The sequence below is a fragment of the Pseudomonas sp. CM27 genome (genome assembly GCF_013179515.1).
Taxonomy (GTDB): domain Bacteria; phylum Pseudomonadota; class Gammaproteobacteria; order Pseudomonadales; family Pseudomonadaceae; genus Aquipseudomonas.
The window spans coordinates 1-14,208 of sequence record NZ_JABMCN010000080.1 but is presented as its reverse complement, the minus strand read 5'-3'; the positions used below and the strand labels follow the sequence as shown (position 1 = coordinate 14,208).

Here is a 14,208-nt window from a genome sequence, read left to right as displayed (position 1 = left end):
CGCCAGGGCTGGCAGCCATGGCGTTACAGGTTCGGCACGTTGCAACAAATGTGAGCAGCCTTGTGCTGCGAAGCGCCGCGCGGGCGGCGCTCGATCTCACTGGCAGCCCATACCTCAAGGCATGCACTTTATCAACCCAGCTCCAACCAGATCGGCGCATGGTCCGAAGGTTTCTCCATCCCCCGCAACTCATAATCCACACCCGCCGCCTTGATCCGCGGCACCAGATGCTGCGAGGCCATGATCAGGTCGATACGCAGCCCCCGCTTGGGATCGTCTTCGAACCCACGGCTGCGGTAGTCGAACCAGCTGAAGCGGTCGGCTACATCCGGATACAGGTGCCGGAAGCTGTCCACCAGCCCCCAGCCTTTCAAGCGCTCCATCCACTCACGCTCTTCCGGCAGGAAGCTGCACTTGCCGGTCTTCAGCCAGCGTTTGGCGTTGTCCGGGCCGATGCCGATGTCGCAGTCCTGCGGCGAGATGTTCATGTCGCCCATCACCAGCAATGGCTGGTCGTTGCGGAACTGGCCTTCCAGCAGCGCCTGCAGGTCGCTGTAGAAGCGCTGCTTGGCCGGGAACTTGGTGGGGTGGTCGCGGCTTTCTCCCTGAGGGAAATAGCCGTTCATGATGGTGATCGGGGTTCCATCGGCATCGGCAAAAGTGCCCCAGATGAAACGCCGCTGGGCGTCCTCTTCATCGGTGGCAAAACCTTTGTGCAGGCTCAGCGGCGCCTGGCGCGACAGCAGGGCCACGCCGTAATGGCCTTTCTGGCCGTGATAGTGCACGTGGTATCCCAGCGCCTGCACGTCGGCCAGCGGGAACTGTTCGTCGCTGACCTTGGTTTCCTGCAGGCCGATCACGTCCGGCTGGTGCTTTTCGATCAGCGCCGCCAGCTGGTGCGGACGGGCCCGCAGACCGTTGATGTTGAAACAGACGATCTTCATGGAAAGACGATCCCGGTAAAAGGCGCGATGCTAGCCGACATCGCCCATCATCACCAGCGTGGCGCCTTGGCAAGGCTGCTGCTAACGTGCTGTAGGGGCTGAACGAAGCGCGCTGGAGCCCCTCCAAGGCACTGTATGCCCATTCCAGGAGGTCTGCCCGCAATGCCCGAAACCACTGCCGCTCCGGCTCGTGTCTGCCTGCTCGATGACGGTTACAGCCGCGAGGTGCGTTCGCTGCTGTACAACGCGTACCGCCACGAACCTACCTTCGCCTATATCTTCGAGGCCCAGCGCCCGGGATACGAGCAGCGTTTGCGGGTAATGGTGCGTGAATGGGTGCGCCAGCACTTCTACTTGCAACTGCCTGCCATCGGCTTGCTGGTGGAAGACCGCCTGATCGCCGTGGCGCTGATCGTGCCGCCGTTGCGCCGGTTGGGGGTGGCCGACAGCTGGGCGTGGCGCCTGCGCATGATGCTGGGCACCGGCCTGCGCTGCACACGCCGCTACATGGACTACCAGGCCGCCCTGGCCACCTGCCTGCCCACCGATCAGGTGCATGTGCTGCCGTTGCTGGGGGTGCACCCGCAGTTCCAGGGCAGGCACTACGGCGAGCAATTGTTACAAGCTGTGCACGACTGGTGCGCGGACGACCCGGGGACCCAGGGTGTGGTACTGGACACCGGCAACGAGCACTACCTGGCTTTCTACCAGCGCCAGGGCTATGAGGAAATCGGCGAGGTTGCGGTTGGACCCGTCCGGGAGAGGGTGTTCTTCCATCCCAACCCGACGTCTTCACGTTCCGTTTTCGCCTGAACAGGCCTCCAGGCGGCTCCCTTGAGCGCCTGGGTCTGGTAGCATGCGCCGCATGACGTATTCAGGAAGATTGACCTGGGGCCTGGTTTTCTGGGCCGCCAGTGTCGCAGCATGGGGCCAGAGTGAGTTGCTGGTGAAGGTCAAACCGGCCAACAAGGCGCTCAAGGCCAATGTCGAAGGCTATATCGGTACCCTTGGCGACCGCGATGAAGAAGCACTTTTACGCTTCAGTCGTGGGGCACAGGAGCAGGCGCGCAAAGCCTCGCAGGCACTTGGCTACTACCAGGCGCAGATCGATACCGAGGTCAAGCCCGGCAAACAGGCTGACCACTCCCCGCAACTGATCATCACCATCAACCCCGGCGAGCCCATCCGCCTGCGCACCGTGACCGTGCGCATCGAAGGCCCGGCCAGCGAGATGAAGGCGTTCCGCGTACCGGACAGCAAGGCGCTGCGCTCGGGCGAACAACTCAACCACGGCCTGTACGAGGACGCCAAGCGGCTGATCCTCAACCAGGCGTCGCGCTACGGCTTCTTCAGCGGGCACTTCAGCCGCCAGCGCCTGGCGGTCGACCCCCAGGCCGGGGTGGCCGACATCGAACTGGTCTACCAGAGCGGCCCGCGCTACCACCTGGGCGCCGTGACCTTCGGTGGCGACACGCCGCTGGACGACGACCTGCTGCAGCGCATGGTCTCGTTCAAACCGGGTACGCCCTACGACTCGGAACTGATTGCCGAACTGAACAATGACCTGCAATCAAGCGGCTATTTCGAAGGCGTGCGCGTGGATGCGGCGCCCACCGCCGCTGTAGCTGAAGAAATCCCGGTAGATGTCCGCCTCGAAACCCGCAAACCACGCACCATGGGTCTGGGCCTGGGCTACTCGACCGACGTCGGGCCGCGCGGCAAGGCCAACTGGACCCGCCACTGGGTAAACCCGCAGGGCCACAGCTACGGCTGGGAAACCGAGCTGTCGGCGCCCCGGCAGAACGTCGGGCTGTGGTACGACATACCCCTCGACCCACCGCTGACCGACAAATTGCGCTTTGCCGGCGGCTACCAGAACGAGGAGCTCGCCGGTACCGACACCCTTAGCAAGCTGCTGACCGTCGGGCCCGAATGGCACAGCAAGCTGCCCAGCGGCTGGCAGCGGGTGATTTCGCTCAAGTACCAGCGTGAGGAATATCGCCTGGGCGACGATTCCGGGCTGAGCAACCTGTTGATGCCTGGGGTGAGCTATTCCTTCCTGCGCAGTGACAGCCGCATCGACCCGCACAACGGCTACCGCCTGCAGTTCGACGCCCAGGTGGCCAAGGAGGGGCTGGTTTCCGATACCAACCTGCTGCATGGCAACGTATTGCTCAAGGGGCTGACCACGCTCGGCCACAACCACCGCTTCCTCGGCCGCGTGCAGTTCGGGGGCAGCGCGACCAATGGTTTCAAGAACAACATTCCGCCATCGCTGCGTTTCTTCGCCGGTGGCGACCAGAGCGTGCGCGGCTACGACTACCAGACCCTGTCGCCGAAGAACAGCGACGGCGACCGCATCGGCGGCCGTTATCTGGTTGCCGGCAGCGTCGAGTACCAGTACTCGCTGACCGAAAAATGGCGGATCGCAACTTTTGTCGACCAGGGCAATTCGTTCAACGACCTGGAGCTGCCCAGCCTCAAGACCGGTGTCGGTTTTGGTGTGCGCTGGGTGTCGCCGGTGGGGCCACTGCGCCTGGACCTGGCCAAGGCACTGGATGACGACGGGGGAATTCGCCTGCACTTTTCCATGGGGCCTGAGCTGTGAAGCGCGTGATCAAATACACTTTGCTGGGCCTGCTGGGAGTAGCCGCAAGCCTGGGCATGGCGCTGGGGCTTTTGCTGGGGACCGAGGCGGGCAGCCGCTGGGCGCTGGGCCAGGTGCCCGGGCTTGAAGTCAGCGACTTCCAGGGGCGTCTGGCGGGCAGCTGGCAGGCCAGCCAGCTGCGCTGGGCCGATAGCGGCAGCACGGTAGAGGTGCAAGCCCCGGTGCTCGCCTGGTCGCCCACCTGCCTGCTGCGCGCCACCCTGTGCATCGACCGCTTGCAGGCACAGCGCATCGACATGGCGTTTGCGCCCAGTGACCAGGCGGCGGACAGTGGTCCGCTGCAGTTGCCGGCACTGCGCCTGCCGTTGGCCATTGAGCTGGGGGAGGTCAAGGTTGGCCAGCTGCGCCTGGATGGCAGCGACCTGCTGGGCGATTTGCAACTGGCAGCGCACTGGACCACTAGCGGGATGCGCATCGACAGCCTGCACCTGCAGCGCGATGACCTGCAATTGAACCTGCAGGGCGATCTGCAGCCCGAAGGTGACTGGCCGGTGCAACTGCAGGCGCAGCTGCAGCTGCCTGCGGTAGAGGACAAGCCCTGGCAGCTGGCGTTGACTGCAACGGGGGACTTGCAAAAGACCCTGAAGCTGGCCGGTACCAGCAGTGGCTACCTCGATGCGACGCTGACCGGCCAGTTGCAGGCGTTGGCCGAGCACCTGCCGGCTACCTTGCAGATCCGCTCGGAGGCCTTCAAACCGGCCGGGTCATTGCCTGACACCCTTCAGCTGAACCAGCTCACGCTCGATGCCAAGGGTGATCTGCTCAAGGGTTATGCGCTGGCAGGGTCGGCCAGCCTGCCGGCGGAACAATCACCGATCGCCCTGGCATTGTCCGGGCGGGTCGACAGCAAAGGCGCCAGGCTCGATGCCCTGGACCTGAACGCCAGCGACACCCAACGGGTCAAGCTGCAAGCCACCGCCGACTGGCAACAGGCCTTGACTGCCGACGCGCAGCTGGACTGGCAGGACTTCCCGTGGTTGCGCCTGTACCCACTGGAAACACCGCCCGAAGTCACCCTCAAGCGTTTCAATGCCCAGGTGCATTATCTCGACGGCAACTACCAGGGCAGCTTCAACGGTGACCTGGACGGCCCGGCGGGGGCGTTCAGCCTGGCGAGCCCGTTCGAGGGTGACCTGGCGCAGGTGAAGCTGCCGCAGCTGACGCTCACCGCGGGGCAAGGCAAGGCCGCCGGCAGCGTCGCCATAGGCTTTGCCGACACCGTGGCCTGGGATGTCGACTTGCAGCTTTCGGCGCTCGACCCGGCCTATTGGCTGGCCGAGCTGCCGGGCACCCTGGCCGGCCCGCTGCGCAGCAAGGGCGAGCTGAAGGGCGAGGTGCTCAGCCTGGATGCCCAGCTTGACCTCAAAGGCCGCCTGCGCGGTCAGCCGGCGGTGTTCAAGGCCCAGGCCCAGGGCTCAGGGCAGAGCTGGACCCTCGGTGCGCTGGCAATCCAGCTGGGTGACAACCGCATCAACGGCAGTGGCAGCCTGCAGCAGCGTCTGGCCGGGCGGATCGACCTTGACCTGCCGCGCCTCGGCCAGCTGTGGCCAAGGCTGCAAGGCCAGGTGAAGGGCCGGCTGGATGTTGCCGGCACCTTGCAAGCGCCGCAGGGTACCCTGACCCTGCAGGGCCAGCGACTGGCCCAGGCCGAAAACCGCTTGCAACAGCTTGATCTGGGTGCGCGTCTGGACAACGCCCAGCGCGGGGTAATCGCGCTCAAGGCGAGCGGTATCCAACTGGGTGATACGGCACTGGGTACGCTGCAGGCCAACGGCAAAGGCGACATTCGCCAGCAGGCGCTGACCCTGGCACTGGACGGGCCGCAGCTCAAACTCGATCTGGGCCTGGATGGCCAGCTGAACAAAGGTGACTGGCGCGGGCGCCTGGCCAGTGGACGCATCCAGGCCGGCGGCCAGGATTGGCAGTTGCAGGCCCCGGCGCGGCTGCAGCGGCTGGCCAGCGGTCAGCTGGACTTCGGTGCCCATTGTTGGCGCTCCGGCCAGGCCAGCTTGTGCGGTGACGACCAGCGGCTGGCCCCCGAACCGCGCTTGCGCTACCACCTCAAGCAGTTCCCGCTGGGCAGTCTGGCCCAGTGGCTGCCCAAGGACTTTGCCTGGCAGGGCCTGCTCAACGCCGATATCAACCTGGATATTCCGGCCAGCGGCCCCAAGGGCAACATCGTCATCGACGCCAGCGGCGGCACCTTGCGGGTGCGCGACAAGGACCGTTGGGTCGACTTCCCGTACCAGGCCCTGCGTGTGGACAGCACGCTGGCACCGCGGCGCATCGATACGCGCCTGGCGTTTCGCGGCGAGCGCCTGGGTGAGCTGAACATCAATGCCCGGCTCGATCCGCTGGGCAAGGACAAACCCTTGTCGGGGGACTTTCGTCTGGCCGGGCTGGACCTGTCGGTAGCCCGGCCGTTCGTGCCGATGGTCGAGCGCCTGGCAGGCCAGCTCAATGGCAGTGGCCGGCTTTCAGGCAGCTTGCTGGCACCGCAGGTCAACGGCAACCTGGCGCTCAGTGGTGGCGAAATCAGTGGTGCGGAACTCCCCGCCAGCCTGGAGGACTTGTCGCTGCAGGCGCTGATCGCCGGCGAGCAGGTCCAGCTCAATGGCAGCTGGCGCAGTGGTGAGGCCGGGCGTGGCCAGCTGACCGGCAACGTCCACTGGGGGCAGGCACTGGGCATGGAGGTGCGCTTGCAGGGCCAGCAGCTGCCGATCACGGTCGAGCCTTATGCGACGCTTGAGGTTGCTCCGGACCTGACGTTGCGCCTGATCGACGACAAGCTGGCCGTGACCGGCAAGGTGCAGGTACCCAAGGGCAAGATCACTGTGCGCGAGCTGCCACCGTCCACCGTCAAGGTGTCGGATGACACGGTCATCGTCGGCCATCAGACCGAGGAGGGCAAAGCGCCCATGGCGATGGCCATGGACATCGATGTCGAAGTGGGCCGCGAAAAGCTGTCGTTCAGCGGCTTTGGCCTCACCGCCAACCTGCTTGGCCATGTGCACATCGGCGACAACCTTGATACCCGCGGCGAGCTCAGCCTGGCCGACGGCCGTTACCGTGCCTACGGCCAGCGCCTGACCATCCGCCGGGCGCGGCTGCTGTTCGCCGGCCCCATCGACCAGCCTTACCTGGACATCGAAGCCATCCGCCAGGTTGACGACGTGATTGCCGGTATCCGCCTGAGTGGCAGCGCCGAGCAGCCCACTACCAAAGTGTTCTCCGAGCCCGCCATGAGCCAGGAGCAGGCGCTGTCGTACCTGGTATTGGGGCGGCCTCTGGGGACCTCTGGCGAGGACAACAACATGCTCGCCGAGGCCGCCTTGGGCCTGGGCCTGGCCGGTAGCGCCGGCATCACCGGCAGCCTGGCGTCCAGCCTGGGCATCGACGACTTCCAGCTGGATACCGAAGGTTCGGGCAACACCACCAGCGTGGTCGCCAGCGGTAACCTTACCGAGAAGCTGAGCCTGCGTTACGGGGTAGGGGTGTTCGAACCCGCCAACACCATCGCGTTGCGCTACAAGCTGAGCAAGAAGGTCTACCTGGAAGCCGCCAGCGGGCTTGCCAGCTCACTGGACATCTTCTACAAGCGCGACTTCTAAGCGGCGTCGGGGCGGCTGTCAACGGATGGTCGCCGCCTCGATGAATTCATTGGTCCCGGTATCGGGACCGGGCGGGTGCGGCGGGCTGGGGGCGCGTATCGGAGTGATCAGGCTGGTGTATTCCTCGATCAGCCGGTTCAGTGCTTCTGGTGGTTCACTGGCCTGGAACTGCATGCGGATCTGCACTTCGTCCGGGTCACGGTTTTCGCCCTGGCGACCCTGGCCGCCGATGGTGACTTTAAAGCTGGCGGTCTTGTTCTCCCCAGCGTGCACCAGGGCCTGTTTGGCTTCGGTACCTTTGACGCGCACCGACAGATCGACCTGCATACGCTCCAGCGCCAGGCCTTTGGGCGAGACCAGGGCGAACAAGGGCACGCGCATGATGTGCTGGCTGTCCATGGCCACTTCGACCATCTTGGCTTTCATGGGGGCGCCCAGCGCCTCGGCGTCGCATTCGAAGAACTGGTCGAACAGGTTGATGTACTGCTGTGCGATCAGGCTGTTGGTGGCGCTTGCGGCTTCTTGCAGGCCACGAGTGATTTCGCGCAGGTCGATGGAAGTCATCGGCGCGGGGGATTTATCCATCTGATTGGCTCCTGAGGCCAGGTGACACCCCCCTGGCGTCGCGCAGAGGGGCAGTTTCGGGGTAGGAGATGGCGGTCAAGGTAAAGACGGGGGCGGAGGGGTCTTTGCGCCAGCAGACGGGGTGATGCCATTCGTGGGCTCTTTCAAAGTGTCTTTCTGCGAAACCGTATCGGTGCTTTCCAGGGCCGCGGTCTTTACAACGGTTGGCTTGGTTGCCGCGTCCGTGAGGAAGTCGATCACCCTCATCACCGCTTCAGGCGGCTCCTGGCGCTTCAATGTAGTGTTGAATGCGTAGCGGGCACGGGTGTCTGTCTTGCGCGTTTGCGTGGACTTGTGGCTGACGCTGCCCTTCACATTCAGCTTGAATGGCCCCCAGCCCAGGGAGCCGCTCGCTTGTGCGCTCATGTCCTTGCCGGAGACGTCTTCCGACATCTGGTTGATGATCAGTTCGAAATCGACCGTGCCTTGTTCGATGGCGATGTTCGGGTGGGTGATGGCCGCCAGCAACGGCACTTTCATGGTCTTGCTGACCACGCCCTGGTATGCGCCCTGTTCGTCGACAATGGTTTCGTCGTAGTCAAACTGGATAGCTACCGCCTTGCCGTCCTGGACGCACACCTGCATCAGGAAATCGGCATACGATTTACTCGCAGTTATCTGCGCCTGGACCATTGCCTGAAGGGGGCCGGCAATCATGCGGTCCATCGGCAGGGCATTGATGACGGAGCCGATGAGGCTGTTATCTATCGACATTTCGAGGTGCTCTCTCTAGCGGGGGATCAAGGTGGCCGCCGATCGCAGCCACGGGGGCTCAGCGGACGCAAGGGTCCTGGCGCCGGATGTTGCCGATCTGACGCAGGCTCAGGCCGTACTTGTTGGCGAGCAGGCTGCGGGACAGGCCGTCGGCGCTTTCTTTCTGGATCTGCAGGTTGCGTAGCTGGCGCAGGAAATGGTCGACCTTGGGGATCTCCAGGGCGACCCCGGCAAAGCGCTTGATCAGCGCGTCGAGTGCTTCGGCTGGCAGTACGTCGGCGAGCTTGGTGCGCTCGCGGTGCTTGGGGATGTACTTGGGCCTGCCGCCGTAGGCGCAGGTCAGCTGGTAGGCGTTGTCGATGCCGATGCAGTCGATCAGGGCCTGCAGCGAGTGGGGCAGTTGGCTGATATCGATCTGGCTCAAATCTGGCAGTTGCATATGACGCTCCTTCGGGATGGGTGGAATGGGCTACCCGATCACCCGCGGCGTTATGTCGAAGGTGTGCCTGAATTTTCTGCGACAGACAGGCGCCTCGCTAGGCGGCATAAAGGTTGAGGGTTGTAGCTTCGGAGAACAGGTTTTGCGGGCATCGATGTCAGCCGTTGTAGGAAACGGCCTCAGCCATGGTATGTGGTTGCTGATTTCCCATGCGCTCGATCCCGCCTTTGCCAGTTGGTTGTAGAACCCTCAGTCGCAGGGATAGCTGCTCAGCAGGCTGGCGCTGTTCAGGTAGGCCCGAGGGCTGTCGGCCATGCCTTGTGGCAAGGTGCGCCAGTCAACCAGCAGGCACAGCGCATGCAACGGCGCCCCCTGCCGCTGGCCGATAACCCGGTCGGCAAAACTGCGGCGATAGAGCGCCTGGGTCTGCTGTACCGCCTGCACCTGGTCGGCCTGGGCCAGGGTCTGACGGGCCAGGTCGGGCAGCAAGGCTAAGGGCACGCTGAAGTGAGCGGGTGATCCATCGGCCTGCAAGTAGCCGGCCTGGCGTACGCGCTGCCACATTTGCTGCCATTGGCTGGCCCCTGCATGGGCAGCCAGCTCGCGGCCTAGCTGAAACAGCTGCTCGGAAGGTATCTGGCGGGTATCGAGGGCATGAAGGGAGAGGGGGGTCAGAAACAGTGACGCCAACAGCAGCGGTTTGAACATGGTGCCTCCGGCATGGGTGCTTGGGAGGCCCATGCTTTCAGGCTACCGTTACCCCACCCAGCAGGAAATGCAGCGCCGGGGCGGGTGGGCGTTGTATCATTGCCGCCGCTCGTTGCGAGCCATTTGCCCCTGATGTTGCAAGGAACCTTCGATGACACATGTGCAGCGCCTGAAATATTCCGTTCTGATCATCCTGGTGGTATTGGGCCTGATGCTGGGCCTTTCCCACCTGCAGAAGCAGGGCACGATCAGTGAGCAGACCTTCCAGATGCTGGCCATCGCCATCGCCGTGGTGGTCGTGGTGATCAACGGCATCCTTCGGCGCAAGGTCAAGCCCTGAGCCAAGCCTTGGGCTGTGCGGGCCGGCCAGCCATGGCCGGCCATGCGCTCAGCGCGGGAGAGCCTGCTCCAGTACGGCGCGTGCCTGGGGATTGAGGCTGTAGCACTTGTCGCTGCCCAGCTGGATGACGCCTTCGGCGCACAGCCGCTTCAGCACTTCGCGCACACTCAGGAACGACAGCGGAATGTCCAGCTGTTCCAGTTGTGCGTGCACGCCACGCACGCCGATGCTACGGCCGTGGCGGTCGGCGGCATGCAGGGCATCGATCACCTTGAGGCGGATCAGGCTGGTGCGCAGGCCAAAGGTGCGCAGCAGCTCGCGGATCTGCTCGTTGCCAATTCGCTCGTCGGCGAAAACGTCCTGTTCCCTGGGCGCTTTGCCTGGGACGCGCCCGGCCTGGATCGAGGTTTGCGGGTTGTACATGTGAATGCTCCTTTTCGTGGACGAACCCGAAATATGGGTGCCTCACTTACTAGGACGAATGAGAACGAAAAAACTGCAACCCACTCGCGAAAAAAATGCTTGTTCCTTTTCAAGACGTCCTATCGCCTTGTAATACGTAAAATTTTCATGTGGCCATTCGTCTGATCGGGATACCCCCCGAATCCGAGGAGCGCCTGTGTTTCCACTTTCCCGTCCCATGACCTGCGCTGGCCTGGCTGCCGCCCTTGTGGCCTTCAGCGGCGGCGTAGCAGCGCAGCCCGCCGCTGCCGATGCCAGTGCGCAGATCCGCCGTACCAGTTACGGGGTGCCGCACATCGTCGCCAAGGACGAGCGGGGCCTGGGCTATGGCATCGGCTATGCGTACGCCCAGGACAATCTGTGCCTGCTGGCCAACGAAGTGCTGACCGTCAGCGGCGAGCGCTCACGCTTTTTCGGTGCCAAGGGCAAGACCCTGGAGCAGCGTGACAACCTGGCCAGCGACCTGTTCTTCACCTGGCTGAACAGCCCCGCAGCGGTCAATGCCTTCTTGCAGGCGCAGCCGGCACCGGTGCAGGCACTGCTGGCGGGCTATGCGAGCGGCTACAACCGGGCGTTGGCCGAGCGCCGCCGCCAGGGTTTGCCCGCCGAATGCGGCCAGGGCGAGTGGGTGCGGCCGATCAGCAGCGAGGATCTGGTCAAGCTGACCCGCCGGCTGCTGGCCGAAGGCGGTGCAGGGCAGTTCGTCGAGGCACTGGCAGGGGCGCAACCACCTGCGTTGGCCAGCCAGCAGGCCCCGGCCGGCTTTGCCGCTGCGCTGGCGCGGCAAGAACGCTTTGCCACGGAGCGTGGCAGCAATGCGGTGGCCGTGGGCGCGCAGCGTTCGGTCAATGGCCGCGGCCTGTTGCTGGCCAACCCGCACTTCCCGTGGATGGGCGGCATGCGCTTCTACCAGATGCAGTTGACCATCCCCGGCCAGCTGGATGTGATGGGCGCGGCATTGCCGGGCTTGCCGGTGGTCAATATCGGTTTCAACCGGCACCTGGCATGGACGCATACCGTCGACACCTCGAACCACTTTACCCTTTACCGTCTGCAACTCGACCCCAAGGACCCGACCCGCTACCTGCTCGACGGCAAGTCGCTGCCGCTGGCCCGGCAAACCATCAGTGTGGCGGTCAAGGCCGAGGATGGCAGCCTGAGCCAGGTGCAGCGGCAGGTCTACAGTTCGCAGTTCGGCCCGGTGGTGCAATGGCCGGGGCGCCTGGACTGGGATACGCACACGGCCTACAGCTTGCGTGACGCCAACCTGGAAAATACCCGTGTATTGCAGCAGTGGTACCAGATCAACCGTGCCGACAGCCTGGCAGCCTTGAAGGGCTCGGTGGCGCAACTGCAGGGTATTCCGTGGGTCAACACGCTGGCCGTGGACGAAGGCGGCCGGGCCTTGTACCTGAACCAGTCGGTGGTGCCTTACGTCGACCAGCAGTTGCTCGATACCTGTAGCAACCCCAAGGCACAAGGGCGCATGGTCGTGATGGACGGCTCCCGTAGCGCGTGCCACTGGAAGGTCGATGCGCAGGCGGCGCAGCCGGGCATATTCCCGGCACGGCTGCTGCCGAGCCTTGAGCGCGAAGACTTCGTGCAGAATTCCAACGACCCTGCCTGGATGGCTAACCCGGCGCAGCCGCTGACCGGTTACTCACCTTTGGTCAGCCGCGACGACCAGCCGCTGGGCATGCGCGGCCGCTTTGCCCTGCAGCGCTTGCAGGGCACGGCGCTGTTGGGGGTGGACGACCTGCAACGCATGGTGACCGATGACGAGGTGTACCTGGCCAGCCTGGTGCTGCCAGACCTGTTGCAATGGTGCAAGGGTGCCGGTGTCGACGTACAGCCGGTTTGCAGCAGCCTGGCAGCCTGGAATGGCAAGGCCGACCTCGACAGTGGCATTGGCCTGGTGCATTTCCAGAACCTGTTCAATGCCCTGGCCGAGCATCCGGAAAGCTGGCGGGTGGCCTTCAACCCGGCTGACCCGCAGCACACGCCACGCGGCCTGGCAATCGAGCAGGCAGCTGTGGGCAAGCTGGTGCATGCTGCGGCGCTGGCTTCACTGAAACAGGTAAGGGAGAGCGGCATGGCGGGGGATGCGCGCTGGGGGCAGGTGCAACAGGCCATCAATGGCACGCCGGTAGCGGGAGGCCCGCAGGCACTGGGCGTGTACAACGCGATCTACAGCGTGCCGCATGGGCAGGGCAAGCGTCTGGTGGTCAGTGGTACCAGTTACTTGCAATTGGTCAGTTTTACCGACAAGGGGCCAGAAGCCCGTGGGCTGCTGGCGTTCTCGCAGTCGAGCGAAGCGGCTTCGGCGCATGCCAGTGATCAGACCAGGGCGTTTGCGGCCAAACAATTGGCGGTGATCCCGTTTACCGAGGCGCAGATCAAGGCGGATCCGCAGTATCGGGAAGTGCTGATCAGTGAGCGGGACAAGGGGGCGGTGGCCAACAGGCCCTGAGGCATTAGCCTGTGCTGGCCCCTTCGCGGGTTTACCCGCGAAGGGGTCGGTAGTACCAACGCTGCAATGTCAGGAAAACTCGAACGGCGCCAGCTGGAAGCCTTGCTCGTCAACCTGCAAGGCCCAGCCGCGGCGATCCCAGTCGCCCAGCACGATGCGCCGAGCCGGCTGCCCATCCACCACCAGCTTGTGGATCGCCGGCCGATGGGTATGGCCATGCACCAGCGTGCGCACGCCATGCGCCGCCATCACCTTCGGTACTTCGTCTGGCGTGACGTCGACAATCTCGGTGGATTTCATCCGCGTTTGCGTGCGGCTTTCGCTACGCAGCTTGCGCGCCAGCTTGTAGCGCGCCGAAAGCGGCAGGTGCCGCAGTATCCACAAGCTCAGCGGGTTGCGCAGCAAACGGCGCATCTTCATGTAGCCCAGGTCGCGGGTACACAGGGTGTCGCCATGCATCAGCAGCACCTGTTCACCGCCCAGCTCGATCACGCTAGGGTCGCGCAGCAATGTGCAGCCCGCGGCGTCGCAGAAGGCCTGGCCAATCAGGAAATCACGGTTGCCGTGCATCAGGTAGATGGCCGTGCCGCTGTCGCTCAGTTGGCGCATGGCCTTGCAGATCGACTGCTGGAACGGCGTCATGGCATCGTCACCGATCCACGCTTCGAAGAAATCGCCAAGGATGTACAGCGCCCTGGCATGGCGCGCGCGGCCGTCGAGCAGATCAAGAAACGCCCGGGAAATGTCCGGGCGTTCTTCTTGCAAGTGCAGATCGGAGATCAGCAGTATCACTCAATGATCTCGGCTTTCTCGATGATCACGTCGTCTTTCGGCACGTCCTGGTGGCCGGCCTTGGAACCGGTGGCGACTTTTTCGATGGCGTCGACCACTTCACGGCCTTCGGTCACTTCACCGAACACGGCGTAGCCCCAGCCCTGAACGTTCTTGCCGCTGTGGTTGAGGAAGTCGTTGTCGGAGGCGTTGATGAAGAACTGTGCCGAGGCAGAGTGCGGCTCCATGGTACGGGCCATGGCGATGCTGTACTTGGTGTTCTTCAGGCCGTTGTCGGCTTCGTTCTGGATGCTGGCACGCTTGTCGCGCTTCTCGTTCATGCCAGGCTCGAAACCGCCGCCCTGGATCATGAAGCCTTTGATCACACGGTGGAACACGGTGTTGCTGTAGTGGCCGGCGTTGACGTATTCGATGAAGTTGGCCACGGTGATCGGGG

The 14,208-nt window shown here is 64.0% G+C and carries 13 protein-coding genes; 5 read left to right on the top strand and 8 right to left on the bottom strand.

Translation table 11 applies throughout. The features are described from left to right. Positions 1 to 131: 131 nt before the first annotated feature. On the bottom strand, positions 132 to 944 hold the full coding sequence (xthA, locus tag HP547_RS12395; protein ID WP_172229966.1) for an exodeoxyribonuclease III: 813 nt from the start codon (positions 942 to 944) through the stop codon (positions 132 to 134). Positions 945 to 1,106: 162 nt separating this feature from the next. Between xthA and HP547_RS12390 the strand changes: the two genes are divergently transcribed. Genes HP547_RS12390 through HP547_RS12380 form a run of 3 tightly spaced genes read left to right on the top strand, consistent with a single transcriptional unit; the run spans position 1,107 to position 7,223 of the window. Next, positions 1,107 to 1,757: an N-acetyltransferase gene (locus tag HP547_RS12390; RefSeq protein ID WP_172229969.1), complete on the top strand. Its 651-nt coding sequence runs from the start codon at positions 1,107 to 1,109 to the stop codon at positions 1,755 to 1,757. A 52-nt stretch (positions 1,758 to 1,809) separates the two neighbouring features. After that, the gene (locus HP547_RS12385) at positions 1,810 to 3,552 is read left to right on the top strand and encodes an autotransporter assembly complex family protein (protein ID WP_172286426.1); all 1,743 of its coding nucleotides are present in this window, start codon (positions 1,810 to 1,812) and stop codon (positions 3,550 to 3,552) included. Then, positions 3,549 to 7,223 (top strand): translocation/assembly module TamB domain-containing protein, encoded by a 3,675-nt coding sequence (locus HP547_RS12380; protein WP_172286419.1) that lies wholly within the window; start codon positions 3,549 to 3,551, stop codon positions 7,221 to 7,223. Before HP547_RS12385 ends, HP547_RS12380 begins: the two co-directional genes overlap by 4 nt. 18 nt (positions 7,224 to 7,241) lie before the next feature. Here HP547_RS12380 and HP547_RS12375 read toward each other — a convergent pair whose 3' ends face one another. The 4 genes from HP547_RS12375 to HP547_RS12360 all read right to left on the bottom strand — a co-directional run bounded on the left by HP547_RS12375 (position 7,242) and on the right by HP547_RS12360 (position 9,708). Then, positions 7,242 to 7,808 carry a DUF2589 domain-containing protein gene (locus tag HP547_RS12375; RefSeq protein WP_172229101.1) on the bottom strand — a complete coding sequence of 189 codons (567 nt, stop codon included), beginning with the start codon at positions 7,806 to 7,808 and terminating at the stop codon, positions 7,242 to 7,244. A gap of 75 nt (positions 7,809 to 7,883) precedes the next feature. After that, entirely contained in the window at positions 7,884 to 8,561 is a 678-nt protein-coding gene (locus HP547_RS12370) for a DUF2589 domain-containing protein (protein WP_172286418.1), read from the bottom strand. Positions 8,562 to 8,619: 58 nt separating this feature from the next. Next, positions 8,620 to 9,000 carry a Mor transcription activator family protein gene (locus HP547_RS12365; protein ID WP_172229105.1) on the bottom strand — a complete coding sequence of 127 codons (381 nt, stop codon included), beginning with the start codon at positions 8,998 to 9,000 and terminating at the stop codon, positions 8,620 to 8,622. 249 nt (positions 9,001 to 9,249) lie between these two features. Further along, a complete protein-coding gene (locus HP547_RS12360) occupies positions 9,250 to 9,708 on the bottom strand; it encodes a hypothetical protein (protein WP_172229107.1) in 459 nt (152 codons plus the stop codon). A 151-nt stretch (positions 9,709 to 9,859) separates the two neighbouring features. Between HP547_RS12360 and HP547_RS12355 the strand changes: the two genes are divergently transcribed. Continuing rightward, entirely contained in the window at positions 9,860 to 10,048 is a 189-nt protein-coding gene (locus HP547_RS12355; RefSeq protein ID WP_172229109.1) for a hypothetical protein, read from the top strand. Positions 10,049 to 10,096: 48 nt separating this feature from the next. Here the strand turns inward: HP547_RS12355 and HP547_RS12350 are convergent, their stop codons facing one another. After that, complete coding sequence (locus tag HP547_RS12350; protein ID WP_172229111.1) at positions 10,097 to 10,471, bottom strand: fe2+ zn2+ uptake regulation protein; 375 nt, start codon at positions 10,469 to 10,471, stop codon at positions 10,097 to 10,099. 217 nt (positions 10,472 to 10,688) lie between these two features. Here HP547_RS12350 and HP547_RS12345 point away from each other — a divergent pair, with 217 nt between their 5' ends. Continuing rightward, on the top strand, positions 10,689 to 12,980 hold the full coding sequence (locus HP547_RS12345) for an acylase (RefSeq protein WP_172286425.1): 2,292 nt from the start codon (positions 10,689 to 10,691) through the stop codon (positions 12,978 to 12,980). 69 nt (positions 12,981 to 13,049) lie between these two features. On the opposite strand, the gene HP547_RS12340 is transcribed toward HP547_RS12345, so the two are convergent. After that, positions 13,050 to 13,772 (bottom strand): UDP-2,3-diacylglucosamine diphosphatase, encoded by a 723-nt coding sequence (locus tag HP547_RS12340; RefSeq protein WP_172227573.1) that lies wholly within the window; start codon positions 13,770 to 13,772, stop codon positions 13,050 to 13,052. After that, positions 13,769 to 14,208 (bottom strand): peptidylprolyl isomerase (locus HP547_RS12335; RefSeq protein WP_172286417.1); only part of this gene is annotated, 440 nt, incomplete at its 5' end. The genes HP547_RS12335 and HP547_RS12340, both read right to left, overlap by 4 nt.

Excerpts from the sequence above, each read along its gene's own strand:
- xthA (WP_172229966.1), bottom strand. The coding sequence starts at position 944 with ATGAAGATCGTCTGTTTCAACATCAACGGTCTGCGGGCCCGTCCGCAC.
- HP547_RS12390 (WP_172229969.1), top strand. The coding sequence starts at position 1,107 with ATGCCCGAAACCACTGCCGCTCCGGCTCGTGTCTGCCTGCTCGATGAC.
- HP547_RS12385 (WP_172286426.1), top strand. The coding sequence starts at position 1,810 with ATGACGTATTCAGGAAGATTGACCTGGGGCCTGGTTTTCTGGGCCGCC.
- HP547_RS12375 (WP_172229101.1), bottom strand. The coding sequence starts at position 7,808 with ATGGATAAATCCCCCGCGCCGATGACTTCCATCGACCTGCGCGAAATC.
- HP547_RS12370 (WP_172286418.1), bottom strand. The coding sequence starts at position 8,561 with ATGTCGATAGATAACAGCCTCATCGGCTCCGTCATCAATGCCCTGCCG.
- HP547_RS12365 (WP_172229105.1), bottom strand. The coding sequence starts at position 9,000 with ATGCAACTGCCAGATTTGAGCCAGATCGATATCAGCCAACTGCCCCAC.
- HP547_RS12360 (WP_172229107.1), bottom strand. The coding sequence starts at position 9,708 with ATGTTCAAACCGCTGCTGTTGGCGTCACTGTTTCTGACCCCCCTCTCC.
- HP547_RS12355 (WP_172229109.1), top strand. The coding sequence starts at position 9,860 with ATGACACATGTGCAGCGCCTGAAATATTCCGTTCTGATCATCCTGGTG.
- HP547_RS12350 (WP_172229111.1), bottom strand. The coding sequence starts at position 10,471 with ATGTACAACCCGCAAACCTCGATCCAGGCCGGGCGCGTCCCAGGCAAA.
- HP547_RS12345 (WP_172286425.1), top strand. The coding sequence starts at position 10,689 with ATGACCTGCGCTGGCCTGGCTGCCGCCCTTGTGGCCTTCAGCGGCGGC.